General features: G+C 65.8%; 17 protein-coding genes. 14 read left to right on the top strand and 3 right to left on the bottom strand.

The annotated features are described in order from the left end of the window. The first annotated feature begins 42 nt into the window (after positions 1-42). The 3 genes from BUA54_RS02840 (at position 43) to BUA54_RS02830 (ending at position 1,938) form a co-directional block, all read left to right on the top strand. Positions 43-468: a DUF2852 domain-containing protein gene (locus BUA54_RS02840; RefSeq protein ID WP_072855667.1), complete on the top strand. Its 426-nt coding sequence runs from the start codon at positions 43-45 to the stop codon at positions 466-468. A gap of 67 nt (positions 469-535) precedes the next feature. Beyond that, a complete protein-coding gene (locus BUA54_RS02835; RefSeq protein ID WP_245810546.1) occupies positions 536-991 on the top strand; it encodes an RDD family protein in 456 nt (151 codons plus the stop codon). 119 nt (positions 992-1,110) lie between these two features. After that, positions 1,111-1,938, top strand: coding sequence for an arginyltransferase (locus BUA54_RS02830; RefSeq protein WP_072855666.1), 828 nt, complete (start codon positions 1,111-1,113; stop codon positions 1,936-1,938). On the opposite strand, the gene BUA54_RS02825 is transcribed toward BUA54_RS02830, so the two are convergent. Continuing rightward, entirely contained in the window at positions 1,935-2,582 is a 648-nt protein-coding gene (locus tag BUA54_RS02825; RefSeq protein WP_072855665.1) for a Type 1 glutamine amidotransferase-like domain-containing protein, read from the bottom strand. The genes BUA54_RS02830 and BUA54_RS02825 overlap by 4 nt on opposite strands. A gap of 167 nt (positions 2,583-2,749) precedes the next feature. Between BUA54_RS02825 and yghU the strand changes: the two genes are divergently transcribed. The 7 genes from yghU to BUA54_RS02790 all read left to right on the top strand — a co-directional run bounded on the left by yghU (position 2,750) and on the right by BUA54_RS02790 (position 10,276). Next, positions 2,750-3,613: a glutathione-dependent disulfide-bond oxidoreductase gene (yghU, locus tag BUA54_RS02820; protein ID WP_072855664.1), complete on the top strand. Its 864-nt coding sequence runs from the start codon at positions 2,750-2,752 to the stop codon at positions 3,611-3,613. A 58-nt stretch (positions 3,614-3,671) separates the two neighbouring features. Next, positions 3,672-4,763: a YihY/virulence factor BrkB family protein gene (locus BUA54_RS02815; protein ID WP_072855663.1), complete on the top strand. Its 1,092-nt coding sequence runs from the start codon at positions 3,672-3,674 to the stop codon at positions 4,761-4,763. A 265-nt stretch (positions 4,764-5,028) separates the two neighbouring features. Next, on the top strand, positions 5,029-6,780 hold the full coding sequence (locus tag BUA54_RS02810) for an acetolactate synthase 3 large subunit (protein WP_072856120.1): 1,752 nt from the start codon (positions 5,029-5,031) through the stop codon (positions 6,778-6,780). 39 nt (positions 6,781-6,819) lie between these two features. Next, positions 6,820-7,392: an acetolactate synthase small subunit gene (gene ilvN / locus BUA54_RS02805; RefSeq protein ID WP_072855662.1), complete on the top strand. Its 573-nt coding sequence runs from the start codon at positions 6,820-6,822 to the stop codon at positions 7,390-7,392. Positions 7,393-7,482: 90 nt separating this feature from the next. Then, a complete protein-coding gene (locus BUA54_RS02800; protein ID WP_072855661.1) occupies positions 7,483-8,418 on the top strand; it encodes a nucleoside hydrolase in 936 nt (311 codons plus the stop codon). Then, positions 8,415-8,867, top strand: a complete 453-nt coding sequence (locus BUA54_RS02795; RefSeq protein WP_072855660.1) for a GNAT family N-acetyltransferase — start codon at positions 8,415-8,417, stop codon at positions 8,865-8,867. Before BUA54_RS02800 ends, BUA54_RS02795 begins: the two co-directional genes overlap by 4 nt. Then, on the top strand, positions 8,864-10,276 hold the full coding sequence (locus BUA54_RS02790; RefSeq protein WP_072855659.1) for a protein adenylyltransferase SelO: 1,413 nt from the start codon (positions 8,864-8,866) through the stop codon (positions 10,274-10,276). Before BUA54_RS02795 ends, BUA54_RS02790 begins: the two co-directional genes overlap by 4 nt. A gap of 155 nt (positions 10,277-10,431) precedes the next feature. Here BUA54_RS02790 and BUA54_RS02785 read toward each other — a convergent pair whose 3' ends face one another. Together BUA54_RS02785 and BUA54_RS02780 are read right to left on the bottom strand one after the other, a co-directional pair. After that, entirely contained in the window at positions 10,432-10,980 is a 549-nt protein-coding gene (locus tag BUA54_RS02785) for a peptidylprolyl isomerase (RefSeq protein ID WP_072855658.1), read from the bottom strand. After that, positions 10,973-11,479 (bottom strand): peptidylprolyl isomerase, encoded by a 507-nt coding sequence (locus tag BUA54_RS02780; RefSeq protein WP_072855657.1) that lies wholly within the window; start codon positions 11,477-11,479, stop codon positions 10,973-10,975. Before BUA54_RS02780 ends, BUA54_RS02785 begins: the two co-directional genes overlap by 8 nt. Positions 11,480-11,608: 129 nt before the next feature. Here BUA54_RS02780 and BUA54_RS02775 point away from each other — a divergent pair, with 129 nt between their 5' ends. The 4 genes from BUA54_RS02775 (at position 11,609) to pdhA (ending at position 15,328) form a co-directional block, all read left to right on the top strand. Continuing rightward, on the top strand, positions 11,609-12,787 hold the full coding sequence (locus BUA54_RS02775) for a phosphoglycerate kinase (protein WP_072855656.1): 1,179 nt from the start codon (positions 11,609-11,611) through the stop codon (positions 12,785-12,787). Positions 12,788-12,900: 113 nt separating this feature from the next. After that, a complete protein-coding gene (locus BUA54_RS02770) occupies positions 12,901-13,779 on the top strand; it encodes a fructose bisphosphate aldolase (RefSeq protein WP_072856119.1) in 879 nt (292 codons plus the stop codon). 117 nt (positions 13,780-13,896) lie between these two features. Beyond that, entirely contained in the window at positions 13,897-14,196 is a 300-nt protein-coding gene (locus BUA54_RS02765; protein WP_072856118.1) for an FtsB family cell division protein, read from the top strand. A 106-nt stretch (positions 14,197-14,302) separates the two neighbouring features. Continuing rightward, entirely contained in the window at positions 14,303-15,328 is a 1,026-nt protein-coding gene (pdhA, locus tag BUA54_RS02760) for a pyruvate dehydrogenase (acetyl-transferring) E1 component subunit alpha (protein WP_072855655.1), read from the top strand. Positions 15,329-15,332: the final 4 nt, after the last annotated feature.

The raw sequence follows: 15,332 nt of genomic DNA, 5'->3' as shown, positions 1-15,332 counted from the left end.
GTGAAAGACATTTACATCCCTCAACCGACAGGAGCACACCCGATGTATTCGACCCCTACCTACGCCACTGCCACGGGCCCGATGGTCTGGCTGCGGCGCGCCGAAGCCTGGCTTGACGCCCGCGGTCGCGGGGCATGGATCGCTGCCATGATCGTCGGTTTCGTCGTGGCCTGGCCCGCCGGCCTCGCCCTCCTCGCCTACATGATCTGGAGCAAGCGCATGTTTTCCCGCAATACCCCCGTCCGCGCCATGACCCGTCCCTTCGGCGGTGGCGTGTCCCAATCCTCTGGCAACCGCGCCTTCGACGCCTACAAGGAAGAGACGCTGCGCCGTCTGCAGGAAGAGCAGGACAGCTTTGCCGATTTCCTGGGCCGTCTGCGCGACGCCAAGGACAAGGCGGAATTCGACCAGTTCATGGCCGACCGCAAGGGCGATGCGCCCGCACCGGCCCCGCAGGACGACAACTGAGACACACGGGGCGGCCCGACCCATCGGGCCGCCCCCTTCGCCACCCGCACGCAAGGAGACGCCACCGATGATCACCGCCCCGATGACCACCATGACCGGCCTGCCCGATCCCGACCGGGACGCCGCCTTCTACGCCGGTGTGCCGACCAAGCGGGCCCTCGCCTGGTTGCTGGACGTGACGCTCGTCCTGATCGTGTCCCTGCTGATCGTCCCCTTCACCGCCTTCACAGCGGTCTTCTTCTTTCCGCTGCTGATGCTGGCGGTCGGATTCACCTACCGCTGGTTCACGATCGCCGGCGCCTCTGCCACATGGGGCATGCGCCTGATGGGGATCGAGTTGCGAGAGATGTCGGGCGCGCGCCTTACCGGAACCATGGCGTTCTGGCACACGCTGGGCTACACCGTTTCGGTCATCACGGCACCGCTGCAGCTGATCAGCGCGGGCATGATGGCGGTGACGCCGCGGGGCAAGGGTCTGACCGACCATGTGCTGGGGACGACGGCGATCAACAGGCCGGCCTGACCCTCGACACCGGGTCTTCCCCTGAAGGCCCCTATACCGTCGGCGGAATTTCAGCCCGCACGCGGTTTCCCCCACGGCGGGGGCTTGTCAGGCCGCGTGCGAGCCTCCAATCTTCAGACATGCGCCACCTGCTTCCTCCGACGCCGCAGTTCTACGTGACGGCACCGCAACCCTGCCCCTATCTGGAGGGGCGGATGGAGCGCAAACTCTTCACCGCGCTGCAGGGCGAGGCTGCGACGGCGCTGAACGACACCCTGTCCAAGCAGGGCTTTCGCCGGTCTCAGAACGTGCTTTACCGGCCCAGCTGCGCGGAATGTGCCGCCTGCATGTCGGCGCGCATCCGGGTCGCGGATTTTACGCCCTCGCGCAGCCAGCGCCGCATCCTCAAGCGCAACGCGCATCTGCACCGGCGCGCCACCTCGCCCTGGGCCACGGAAGAGCAGTACGAACTGTTCCGCCGCTACCTCGACGCGCGGCATGCCGACGGCGGCATGGCCGACATGGACATGTTCGAATTCGCCGCCATGGTCGAGGAAACGCCGGTCCGGTCGCGCCTGATCGAATACACCGACACCGCCGATCGCGACGCGGGCCCGCAGGCGGCCTGCCTGACCGACATCCTCGACGACGGCCTGTCGATGGTCTACTCCTTCTTCGCGCCGGAGCTGGAGCGGCACAGTCCCGGCAGCTTCCTGATCCTCGATCACGTCGCCATCGCCCGGGAACTGGGCCTGCCTTACGTCTATCTGGGCTACTGGGTGCCCGGCAGCCCCAAGATGGGCTACAAGGCGAATTTCGCGGCGCTGGAAATCTATCGCAACGGCACATGGTCCGACATCGGCGACCCCGACGGCTACGACGCCGCACTGCATCCGCTGTCGACGGCGCCCATTGCCGAACAGGTCGCGCGGATCAACCTGCCCAACGGGGCCAGCGTCGTCCGCTAGGGCAGCAGGGTCGTCGTATCGCCCTCCACCGTGACGACCTGCCCGTCCTGCAGTGCGACAAAGGGCATGCCCTGTTCCGCAAGCCAGGCCGCCGCCTTGTCGGCACCGGCGGAATCCCGGTGATCCGAGGCCACGTGGGGCACGAAGGATTTCGGAAACAGGTTCAGCCCTTCATAGGAAATCTTCTCGTCCCCCCAGGTGCCGACGGTGGGATCATCCATCAGGTCCAGACCGCGCAGGGTCGGCGCCGTGACGATGGCCCCGGCGCTGGCCCCGCCGTAGACCAGCGCGTCCTGCGCCAGCAATCCGTGGATCACGCCATCGAAACCGCTCGCACGCATCGCCCGGCGCAGGACGAAGGCATTACCCCCCGGCACCCAGACCAGACCGCAGGACGACAGCTGATCGTGCAGCCGGATCGGCGCACCGACAAAGTCGCGCAGGTCGAGCCAGCTGGCCGGCAGCCCCAGCGCATTCAGCTCTGCCACCGGATCGTAGGTGGTTGCGGTATAGACCGCGCGGGCGGCGGCGGGGATGTAATCCAGCGCATTCCCGACCACCAGCGTATTGCGCCGCTTTCCGACGAGACGCAGCAGGGTATCCGTGTGACGGCCAAGGCGATGGGACGACAGATAAAGGCGCATGGGTTCGACCAGATTGGGCTTTTGCCCGCATACCTGCAATCTGGGCACGGGCTTGGCAAGCGCCAAACGGACCGCCACCCGCGATGCACAGGGGGCCCTGTGCTGGCGCACTGTCAAACCTGCATCCGCGTCCTATCTGTGGGCCCAATGCAAGAAGGAAGCCAGAGATGACCGATTACACGCCACCCAAGGTCTGGACGTGGGATGCCGAGAACGGCGGCCAGTTCGCCAAGACCAACCGCCCCATCGCCGGTCCGACCCACGACAAGCCCCTGCCCCGCGGCGAACACCGATTCCAGCTGCACTCTCTGGCCACGCCTAACGGCGTGAAGGTGACGGTCATGCTGGAGGAGTTGCTGGAAGCGGGTCACGCGGGCGCCGAATACGACGCGTGGCCGATCAGGATCGGCGACGGCGATCAGTTCGGCTCCGGCTTCGTCGACATCAACCCGAACTCCAAGATCCCCGCGCTGCTGGACACGCAGACAGACACGCGGGTCTTTGAAAGCGCCTCGATCCTGCTTTATCTGGCAGAGGAATTCGACGCCTTCCTGCCCAAGGACCGCAAGGCCCGGACCGAGGCGATGAACTGGCTGTTCTGGCTGCAGGGCTCTGCCCCCTACCTCGGCGGCGGCTTTGGCCACTTCTACGCCTATGCGCCCGAGAAGTTCGAATACCCGATCAACCGTTTCACGATGGAAGCCAAGCGTCAGCTGGACGTGCTGGACCGCAACCTCGCCGACCGGGAATTCCTGAACGGTCCCGACTACACCATCGCCGACATGGCGACGGCCCCGTGGTATGGCGCGCTGGTCAAGGATCAGGTCTACGGGGCGGCCGAATTCCTGCAGGCCGACAGCTACACCAATGTGCAGCGTTGGGCCGACACCGTGATGAACCGCCCCGCCTATCAACGGGGCCGCATGGTGAACCGCCTGTTCGGCGACCCGTCGGAACAGTTGCACGAACGCCACGCGGCGTCGGATTTCGACTCGCAAACGCAGGACAAGATCGGCAAAGGGAACGCATAAGCGGAACCTGGCCGATCAACGGGCATTGGTTCGACGCCACCCACACAGGACCTGACCGATGCCCGACACCGCCACCAGCCCGAAAGACATCAGCGCCAAGGGCTGGTTGGCGACGACCAAGCGCGTCGTGGCCAGCATCGGCAGCGATCACGTCACGCTGATCGCGGCGGGCTGCGCCTTCTACGGGCTGCTGGCGCTCTTTCCCGGCGTCGTCGCCGCCATGGCGCTGGCCGGTCTCTTCACCGATCCCACCGGACTGGTCGATCAGTTGCAGACCCTCACCCGCTTCATGCCACAAGAGGCGGCGCAGATCGTCATCGATCAGGCAAAGTCCGTGGCTGGCAGCGACAGCGGCGGCCTCGGCCTCGCCGCGATCATCGGCCTGCTCACCTCCTTCTGGTCTGCCAGCGCCGCCATGGCCGCCCTGATCGAGGGTCTGAACGTGGCCTTCGGCGTGTCCGACACGCGCAGCTACCTGCGCGCGACACTGGCACGGCTGGTGCTGACACTGCTGGCGGTGCTGGGCTTCTTCGTGATCGTCCTGACGCTGGTGGCGATCCCCGTCGTGCTGCGCTTCGTCAGGCTCGATACCGATACCGAATGGCTGGTCCTGCTGATCCGCTGGCCCGTCGTGCTGCTGCTGCTGGCCACGGGTCTTGCGGTGATCTACCGCTACGCCCCCGCCCGTCGTCGCCGCGCCTGGCGCTGGATTACACCGGGGGCGGCCTTCGCCTGCATCCTGTGGCTGGCGGGTTCGGTGCTCTTCGCGTGGTACGTCCAGAACTTCGCCACCTACAACGAGACCTTCGGCACGCTCGGCGGCGTCATCGTCCTGCTGATGTGGCTGTGGTTGTCGTCGTTCATCGTGCTGCTGGGAGCAGAAGTCGATTCAGAGATCGAGGCACAGGGCAAGCAGAACCCGTCCCCCGCCACCGGCGACGCGGATACAGCAGATTCCAACCTGCTGGATCAGGGCAGCGCTGCCCTGATCGGCAGTCCAAAGCCAAAGGCCGGGTCCTCCGGGTCGCAGGATCAATCACCCGCCAGGCCGGCGGAGCGCGACCCTACGCCGCCGCCCCCTGCCAAACTGACTTTCAGCACCGTGGCCCTGCTCGCCGGCGCCCTGCTGCTGACCCGCCGCGGCAAGTGACCGAGTTCTGAAAGAAAGTTGCGACAAACCGCACCGGCACGACATTTTCCTCAGCGCGGTGGTTGACCCTGCCGCGGCCTGTGCCTAGAACGGGCGCACGCAAGGGAATCTCGCATGAACAAGATCGTACTAATTGTAGGAAGAACGCGCATGGGCCGGTAACGGTTTGACCATTCAGGTTCCCCATGCGCCCCCGTCATCCACGGGGGCTTTTTTGTGCGACAAAGGCGATCCGGCGATCACAGCCGCTGACAAGGACAAGACGATGACAAAGATGATGACTGGCGCGAAAATGGTGGTGCAGGCTCTGATCGATCAGGGGGTCGAGGTCGTGTTCGGCTATCCGGGCGGCGCCGTGCTTCCGATCTATGACGAGATCTTTCAGCAGAACCATATCCAGCACGTCCTCGTCCGCCACGAACAGGGCGCCGTCCACGCCGCCGAAGGTTATGCCCGATCCACCGGCAAGCCCGGCGTCGCGCTCGTGACCTCCGGCCCCGGGGCCACCAATGCCGTGACCGGCCTGACCGACGCGCTGATGGACAGTATTCCGATCATCGTCTTGACCGGGCAGGTCCCGACCTTCATGATCGGCACCGACGGGTTCCAGGAAGCCGACACCGTCGGCATCACCCGGCCCTGCACCAAGCACAACTGGCTGGTCAAGGACACCGACAGGCTGGCCAACACCATTCACGAGGCGTTTCACGTCGCCATGTCGGGCCGCCCCGGTCCGGTGCTGATCGACATCCCCAAGGACGTCCAGTTCGCCAAGGGCACCTATTCGGAAAAGGCCAAGCGCACGTCACACTACGCCCCGCAGGTCAAGGGCGACATCAACATGATCACCGAACTGGCAGAGGCGATGGCCACCGCCAAGCGTCCGGTCTTCTATACCGGCGGCGGCGTCATCAATTCCGGCCCCGCCGCCTCGCAGCTCTTGCGTGAACTGGTCGAGGCGACGGGCTTTCCGATCACTTCCACCCTGATGGGCCTCGGCTGCTATCCCGCCTCGGGTCCCGCGTGGCTGGGCATGGTGGGGATGCACGGCCTCTATCAGGCGAACATGGCGATGCACGGCTGCGATCTGATGATCAACATCGGCGCGCGCTTCGACGACCGGATCACGGGGCGCATCGACGCCTTCAGTCCGAAGTCGCAAAAGGCCCACATCGACATCGACGCCTCCTCGATCAACAAGGTGATCCGCGTCGACATGCCGATCCTCGGCGACGTCGCCAACGTGCTGGAGGATCTGCTGAAGGTCTGGAAGGCGCAGGGAGGCAAGACCGACAAGGAAGCACTCGCCAAGTGGTGGAAGCAGATCGAGGCATGGAAAGCGACCGACTGCCTCGGCTTCACGCAGGATGGCCCGATCATCCGCCCGCAGCACGCGATCTCGCGGCTGGAAGCGCTGACGAAGGATCACGACCGCTACATCACGACAGAGGTCGGCCAGCACCAGATGTGGGCCGCGCAATACATGGGCTTCGAGGCACCGAACCGCTGGATGACCTCCGGCGGTCTGGGCACCATGGGCTACGGCACACCCGCATCCATCGGCGTGCAGATGGCGCACCGCGACGCACTGGTCATCAACGTCGCGGGAGAGGCGTCCTGGTTGATGAACATGCAGGAAATGGGCACCGCGATGCAGTATCGCCTGCCGGTCAAGCAGTTCATCCTCAACAACGAACGGCTTGGCATGGTGCGCCAGTGGCAACAGCTGCTGCACGGCGAGCGCTATAGCCAAAGCTGGTCGGAAGCGCTGCCCGACTTGGTGAAACTGGCCGAAGCCTTCGGCGCCAAGGGCATCCGCTGCGACAATCCCGACGATCTGGACGAGGCGATCAGGGAGATGATCGCCTACGACGGCCCGGTCATCTTCGACTGTCTGGTAGAGAAGCACGAGAACTGCTTCCCGATGATCCCCTCGGGCAATGCCCATAACGAGATGCTGCTGGCCAATGCGCAGGTGCAGGGCGGCATCACCGGCACCGGCGCGGTGCTGGTCTGATCCCCTGCCCTGACGCGACACAAGAACAAGGAACATCCCATGTCCGCACTGAACATCAAGAAGGGCGCCAGCAGCCATTCCGCCTATGACCTGCGCTCCACCTTCGGCGACACGATCGAGAAGCACACGCTGGCCGTGATCGTGGAAAACGAGCCCGGCGTGCTGGCCCGCGTCATCGGCCTGTTTGCCGGGCGCGGCTACAACATCGAAAGCCTGACCGTGGCCGAGATCGACCACACCGGCCACCGGTCGCGCATCACCATCGTGACCACGGGCACGCCGCAGGTCATCGTGCAGATCAAGGCGCAGCTTGGCCGCATCGTGCCGGTCCACGAGGTCCACGACCTGACGGTCGAAGGGCCCTCCGTGGAACGCGAACTCGCCCTGTTCAAGGTCGGCGGCCAGGGTGACGCCCGGGTCGAGGCGCTGCGCCTCGCCGACATCTTCCGCGCCAACGTCGTGGACAGCACGCTGGAATCCTTCGTGTTCGAGATCACGGGCACGCCCGAGAAGATCGACGCCTTCGCCGAACTGATGCGGCCCCTGGGCCTGCAAGAGGTCGCGCGCACCGGCGTCGCGGCACTCGCGCGTGGCGGCGACAGCCACGTCTGACGCCCTCTCACGCCATCGCGAGGGGGCCCGCGCCCCCTTGCCCCTGCCGCCCATGGCAGGCACATTGCCGCGAGTTTCAAAGGACCGGGCATGGCGCGCAAGATCATCATCGACACCGACCCCGGACAGGACGACGCCGTGGCCATCCTGCTGGCCCTCGCCTCGCCCGAGCTGGAGGTTCTAGGCCTGACCGCCGTGGCCGGCAACGTCCCCCTGCCCCTGACTCAGAAGAACGCCCGCATCGTCTGCGAACTGGCCGGCCGCACCGATGTGCCGGTCTTCGCCGGCTGCGAGGCGCCGCTATCGCGCAAACTGGTGACGGCGGAACACGTCCACGGCAAGACCGGCCTCGACGGCCCGCAGCTGACCGATCCCTCCATGCCGCTGCAGGACACCCACGCCGTCGATTTCATCATCGACACGCTGCGGGCCGAACCCGAAGGCACCGTCACCCTCTGCGTCCTCGGCCCGCTGACCAACATCGCCACCGCCTTCCGCCGCGCTCCCGACATCATCCCCCGCGTGCAGGAGATCGTCCTGATGGGCGGCGCCTATTTCGAGGTCGGCAACATCACGCCCACGGCAGAGTTCAACATCTACGTCGACCCCGAAGCCGCGGCAGAGGTCTTCGCCGCAGGTGCCCCCCTCGTCGTCATGCCCCTCGACGTCACCCACAAGGCGCTGACCACGCAGGCCCGCGTCGATGGCTTCAAGGCGATGGGCACGCGCGTGGGTGACATGGTCGCCGCCTGGACGAACTTCTTCGAACGCTTCGACAAGGAAAAATACGGCTCCGCCGGTGCCCCCCTGCACGATCCCTGCGTGATCGCCTACCTGCTGCAGCCTGACCTGTTCAGCGGCCGGCACATCAACGTCATGGTCGAAATTGGATCGGACCTGACGCTCGGCATGACCGTCGCCGACTGGTGGCGCGTCACGAAACGCCCGGCGAACGCGATGTTCATGGGGGACATCGACGCGGACGGCTTCTTCGCCCTGCTTACCGACCGGCTGGCCCGGCTATGAGCACCGGGATCGCACTTGCAGGCCCGAACGACGCCGACCGCGTGCTGGACCTGATGACGCGCTACCACACGGACGCGGGCCTGCCGCACGACGACACCCACCGTGCCACGGTCGTCGGCCCGCTGCTCGACGGCTCGCCGCTGGGGGCAGTCTGGCTGATCGGCCCGAAAAGCAGCCCGCTGGGCTACGTCATGGTCACCTTCGGCTGGTCGATGGCCCACGGCGGCATGGTCGGCTGGCTCGAGGAATGCTACATTCGCCCCTCCGTCCGGGGCCGCGGCATCGGGACAGAGGTGCTGCATGCGGTCGCCGTGAACCTCGGCCGCGCGGGCATGCAGGCGATGCACGCGATCCTGCCGAAAGGGTCAGAGGACGCCGCCGCCCGCTTCTGCGCCAAGGCCGGCTTCCGCGCCCTGCCCGACGTCCGCATGATGACACACCCGCTATGATCGCCTTCGACAACAGCTTTGCCCGCCTGCCGGACCGGATGTTCACCCGTCTGGACCCGACACCGGTGGCGGAGCCCCGGATGCTGGCCCATAACGACGCGCTGGCGCGCCTGCTCGGGATCGACACCGCGTGGCTGGCCAGCCCGGCTGCCGCGCAGGTGCTTGCCGGAAATACCGTCCCCGACGGCGCCGCCCCGCTGGCACAGCTTTACGCGGGCCATCAGTTCGGCAACTGGAACCCGCAACTGGGCGACGGCCGCGCAATCCTGCTGGGCGAAGTGGTCGGCACCGATGGCCTGCGCCGCGACATCCAGCTCAAGGGCGCAGGCCCCACCCCCTACAGCCGCAGCGGCGACGGCCGCGCCTGGCTGGGTCCGGTCCTGCGCGAATACCTCGTGTCAGAGGCGATGGCCGCCATGGGCATTCCCACCACCCGCGCCCTCGCCGCCGTCGCGACCGGAGAGTCCGTCTACCGCGAAACGGCGCTGCCCGGCGCCGTCCTGACCCGTGTCGCCGCCAGCCACATCCGCGTCGGCAGTTTTCAGGTCCACGCCGCGCGGCAGGACACCGATGCCCTGCGCGCCCTGGCCGACCACGTCATCGCCCGTCACTATCCGAACGCGGATGGCATCCCCGGCCTGCTCGACGCGGTGGTGACAGCGCAGGCCAGCCTGATCGCACGCTGGATGGGCGCAGGCTTCATCCACGGCGTGATGAATACCGACAACATGGCCATCAGCGGAGAAACGATCGACTACGGCCCCTGCGCCTTCATGGATGCCTACGACCCGCAGCAGGTCTTCAGTTCGATCGACCGACAAGGCCGCTACGCCTATGCCAATCAGCCCGGCATCGCCCTGTGGAACATCGCGCAGCTCGCCACGGCCCTGATCCCGCTGATGCCCGATCAGGACGCGGCGGTGGATGACTTCACCACGCGCATCAACCGCTTCTCCGATCTCTACCAATCCGCGTGGCTGCAGGTCTTCGGCGCCAAGATCGGCATCGCGGATGCAGGTGCAAAGGATGCCGACCTGATCCAGCGGCTGCTGACCCTGATGGCGGAAAGCGGCGCGGATTTCACGCAGACCTTCGCCGACCTCGCCACCACTGATCTGCCGGATGGCATCACAGACCGCGACGCCTTCGCCAGATGGGCCGACGATTGGCATGACCGGCGCAGCCCAGATCACGCGGCACTCATGGACCGCGCCAATCCGCGGATCATCCCCCGCAACCACCGCGTGGAAGAGGTGATCGCCGCCGCCGTCGCGGGCAACATGGCGCCCTTCGACACCCTGCTGCGGGCCGTCACCGCCCCCTACGCGCCGCTCGACGCCGAGCGCGCGGATCTCGCCGCCCCGCCCACGCCCGCGGAAATCGTGACGGCGACCTTCTGCGGAACCTGAGCGTCTCTCTGTCTTGGAAATATCCCCGCCGGAGGCTCCGGCCCAACCACACCACCGACCGCCCGGTCAGCTACACCCTGCGGCGCCACCGGGACCCGGAATGTCGTGCGGGCCCCGCAGGGCCCGCTCCGCTGTTTCAAGACGGGTGCCGCGACCTATTCGGTGACGACGACCTTGGTCATCACGTCCGGCTCTCCGGTGACGGACCCGTTCGGGCCATCGCCGCGCTTGATCTGGTCGACCACGTCCATGCCCTCGGTCACCTGACCGACGATGGTGTACTGCCCGTCTAGGAACGGACCCGGCGCGAACATGATGAAGAACTGGCTGTTGGCCGAGTTCGGGTCCTGGCTGCGGGCCATGCCCACGACGCCGCGGTCGAAACTCATGTCAGTGTTGAATTCCGCCGGAATGTCCGGAAGCTCTGATCCGCCCATGCCGGCCTGCGCCGTGTCGCCGCCGGCCTTGCCGTATTGCACGTCGCCGGTCTGCGCCATGAATCCGTCGATGACGCGGTGGAACACGACGTTGTCGTAACCGCCCTCTTCGGCGATCTTCTCGATCTGGGCCACGTGCTGCGGCGCGCTGTCCTTGAACAGGTCGACGTGGATCGTGCCGTTCGCCTGACCGGCGATGGTGATGTCCAGACCGTCCGCCATCGCGGGCGCGGCCAGCATCGTCAGGGCTGCTGCAAGCTTAAGCATCGGCGGCCACCTTCATGCTGATGATCCGGTCCGGGTTGCGCGGCGGCTCGCCCTTGGCGATCTTGTCGACATGGGCCATGCCCTCGATCACCTGACCGTAGACCGTATACTGGCCGTTCAGGAAATCGTTGTCCTTGAAGTTGATGAAGAACTGGCTGTTGGCCGAATTCGGGTTGGCGGAACGTGCGGCCCCGATCGACCCGCGCGCATGCGGCACCTTGCCGAATTCCGCCGGCAGGTCGGGGTGTTCGGACCCGCCGGTCCCGGCGCGGCCGGGGTTGTAGTCCTTTTCCATGTTCGCGTGTTCCACGTCGCCGGTCTGCGCCATGAAGCCGTCGATCACCCGGTGAAAGGCGACGTTGTCGTAGGCGCCCGCACGGGTCAGGGTCTTCATCCGCTCGACGTGCTTGGGCGCGATGTCGGGCAGCAGCTGGATGATCACGTCGCCATCCTTCAGCGTCAGGATGATCGTGTTTTCAGGATCTTTGATATCGGCCATTGGGGCACCTCATTGTTCGGAACTTGCCCCTCACATATGGCGGATGCCGCCCGATGCCAAGTCACGCCCGGTTGACGTGGCCCCGGTCATCCCACAGGAATACGGCTGAACAGCGGATGGAGGCCGGACATGGCTTGGAAGACCCTTGACGACATGACCCTGACGGGCAAGCGCGTGCTGGTGCGTGTGGACATCAACGTGCCGGTCGAGGACGGGCGCGTCACCGACACCACGCGCATCGACCGGATCGTGCCGACGGTGAAGGACATTCAGGCCAAGGGCGGCAAGCCGATCCTGCTGGCCCACTTCGACCGCCCCAAGGGCAAGGTCGTGCCGGAAATGTCGCTGCGCCAGATCGTGCCCGTACTGGAAGCGGCACTTGGTCAGGACGTGATCTTTCTCGACGGCAAGTATGGCGAAGGCGTCGCTGCGATGGGGGACGGCGATGTGGCCCTGCTGGAAAACCTGCGCTTCAACCCCGGCGAGGAAGGCAACGACGAAGGCTTCGCGCAGCGCCTCGCCTCGCTGGGCGACGTCTACGTCAACGACGCCTTTTCCGCCGCGCACCGGGCCCATGCCAGCACGGCGGCACTGGCCCACCTGCTGCCCGCCTGCGCCGGTCGCCTGATGGCAGAGGAACTGGGCGCGCTGGACAAGGCGCTTGGCAACCCCGAAAGGCCCGTCATGGCCGTGGTCGGCGGGGCCAAGGTCTCGACCAAGCTCGACCTGCTGTCGCACCTCGTGGAAAAGGTCGACGTGCTTGTGATCGGCGGCGGCATGGCGAACACCTTCCTCGCCGCTTCCGGCATCGACGTGGGAAAAAGCCTGTGCGAGCACGATCTGGCCCAGACCGCCCGCGACATCGCGCAAAAGGCCGCCGACAGGGGATGCGAGATCCTGCTGCCCCGCGACGTCGTCGTGGCGCGTGAATTCAAGGCCGGCGCCGCGAACGAAACGGTAAAGACCGAGGATTGCCCGGCGGACGCCATGATCCTCGACGCGGGCCCCGATTCCGTCGCGCATATCGTGCAGGTGCTGGAGCGGGCAAAGACACTCGTCTGGAACGGCCCCCTCGGCGCGTTCGAGATCGCGCCCTTCGACGCCGCGACCAATGCCGCCGCACAAGCCGCCGCAGATCTGACGCGCGCGGGCAAGCTGACCTCCGTCGCCGGCGGCGGCGACACGGTGGCGGCGCTGAACAAGGCGGGCGTGGCCGGCGATTTCACCTACGTCAGCACCGCCGGCGGCGCCTTTCTGGAATGGATGGAAGGCAAGACCCTGCCGGGTGTCGCCGCGCTCGAAAACTAATCGCCGCCGCGTTAGCGTTACCAGAATTGCCACCCGCACGCCCCCCGCCTATCCACGGGCTGGGGGGCGCATAAAGCCCCGGACTTAAGAGGAGCGACAGGGTGAACAAGGACATGGCGGCCAAGGTGCGTGCGGGCAACGGCTTCATCGCGGCACTGGATCAAAGCGGCGGGTCCACGCCCAAGGCGCTGACGCAATACGGCGTCAAGGAGGACGCCTATTCCGGCGACGCCGAGATGTTCGACACCATCCACGCCATGCGCGCGCGCATCGTCGCGGCCCCCGCCTTCAACGGCGACAAGGTCGTCGGCGCCATCCTGTTCGAGGATACGATGGACCGCGACTTCGCGGGCGAACCGGCAGCGGCCCACCTGTGGAACACGCAGGGCGTCGTCCCCTTCCTGAAGATCGACAAGGGACTGGAACAGCAGGCCGACGGCGTGCAACTGATGAAGCCGATGCCGGGCCTCGACGCGCTGCTGGACCGCGCCCACGATCTGGGCGTCTTCGGCACCAAGGAACGCTCTGTCATCCAGGCTGCCAATGCCAAGGGGATAGATGCCATCGTGGCGCAGCAGTTCGACGTCGCGCGTCAGGTGCTGGCGCACGACATGATGCCGATTCTGGAGCCCGAGGTCACGATCAGCATCCCCGACAAGCAAGAGGCAGAGACCCTGCTGCGCGACAGCATCCTGCGTCACCTGGACGATTTGCCCGACGGGACGGAGGTCATGCTGAAGCTGACCCTGCCGGAAATGCCGGGCTTCTATCAGGTACTGGTCGACCACCCCAAGGTCATGCGTGTCGTGGCCCTGTCGGGGGGCTACAGTCTGGAAGAGGCGACGCGTCGCCTGACACTGAATCCCGGCATCATCGCCAGCTTCAGCCGCGCCCTGACCGAACGGCTGTCGGTCGACCAGTCGGATGCGGAGTTCAACGACAGCATCGCCGCGACCATCGACGCGATCCACGCGGCCTCTACCGCGGATTGAGTCCGTCATGACACGGTCCGGGGAATTTGCGAGAAGCCCCCCGGACCGTCTTTTCCTGTCGGACGTTATATGGAAGAATGTCCGCGAAGCGCCCGTTCCGAGGCGCGCGAGGCAGCGATGAACGAGCGGACACGCCCCGGTCTGGGCACACTGATCTACTTTCTCGTGACCCTGATGCTGGGGCTCTACTTCATGTTCGCCGCCGTGCAGGGCGACTACGGCGCTTTCAAGCGGGCCGAAGTCGACGACGAGGCGCGCGGTCTGCGCGACGAACTCTCCACCCTGAATGTCGAGGTTGCCCGGATGGAAAACCTGACCAAGCGCCTGTCGGACGACTTCCTCGACCTCGACCTTCTGGACAGTCAGGCGCGCGACGTGCTGGGCATGGTCCGCACCGACGAGATCGTCATCCAGTAACTTCGGCAGAAACTGGCCGGATCGCATTGCGTTGCGGCCAAGGCCTCTCTATCATCATCAGTTAGTTTAACGCTAAACTATCTGTCGCTGTGCAGAGGGAGTGACCATGCCGCCGAAGAAACAGGAAGCCAATCCTCAGGATCACCGTGCCAATGTCTCGGCAGAGGAACTGCTGGGCCATTACCGCGAGATGCTGATGATCCGCCGGTTCGAGGAAAAGGCCGGTCAGTTGTACGGGATGGGCCTGATCGGCGGGTTCTGTCACCTCTACATCGGACAGGAAGCCGTCGTCGTGGGACTGGAAGCCGCCGCCGCCGAAGGCGACAAGCGCGTCACATCCTATCGCGACCACGGTCACATGCTGGCCTGCGGCATGGACCCCAAGGGCGTCATGGCCGAACTGACGGGCCGCGAGGGCGGCTATTCCAAGGGCAAGGGCGGGAGCATGCACATGTTCTCGAAGGAAAAGCACTTCTACGGCGGCCACGGGATCGTCGCGGCTCAGGTGCCGTTGGGTGCGGGCCTCGCCTTTGCCGACAAGTATCTCGGCAACGACCGCGTGACCTTCGCCTATTTCGGCGACGGCGCCGCAAACCAGGGTCAGGTCTACGAAACCTACAACATGGCGGAACTCTGGGACCTGCCTGTGATCTTCGTGATCGAGAACAACCAGTATGCGATGGGCACCAGCGTCAAGCGGTCGACCAAGTCGCCCAGCCTGTGGGAACGCGGCGCCGCCTACGGCATCCCGGGCGAGGAAGTGGACGGCATGGACGTGCTGGCGGTCAAGGCCGCCGGTGAAAAGGCCGTCGCCCACTGCCGCGCGGGCAAGGGCCCCTACATCCTCGAGGTGAAGACCTATCGCTACCGCGGCCACTCCATGTCCGACCCGGCGAAATACCGGACCCGCGAGGAAGTGCAGAAGATGCGCGACGAGCGTGACCCGATCGAGCAAGTGCGCGAGCTGCTGCTGACCGGCAAGCACGCGTCCGAGGACGACCTGAAGGCCATCGACAAGGAGATCAAGGGCATCGTCAACGAGGCCGCCGAGTTCTCCAAGGACTCGCCGGAACCGGGCGTCGACGAGCTCTGGACCGACATCTACGCAACCGAAGTTCCGCAGGAGGCCTGAAGCG

The organism is Loktanella atrilutea, assembly GCF_900128995.1.
Classification (GTDB): domain Bacteria; phylum Pseudomonadota; class Alphaproteobacteria; order Rhodobacterales; family Rhodobacteraceae; genus Loktanella; species Loktanella atrilutea.
This window is presented reverse-complemented; position numbering and strand designations above follow the sequence as displayed.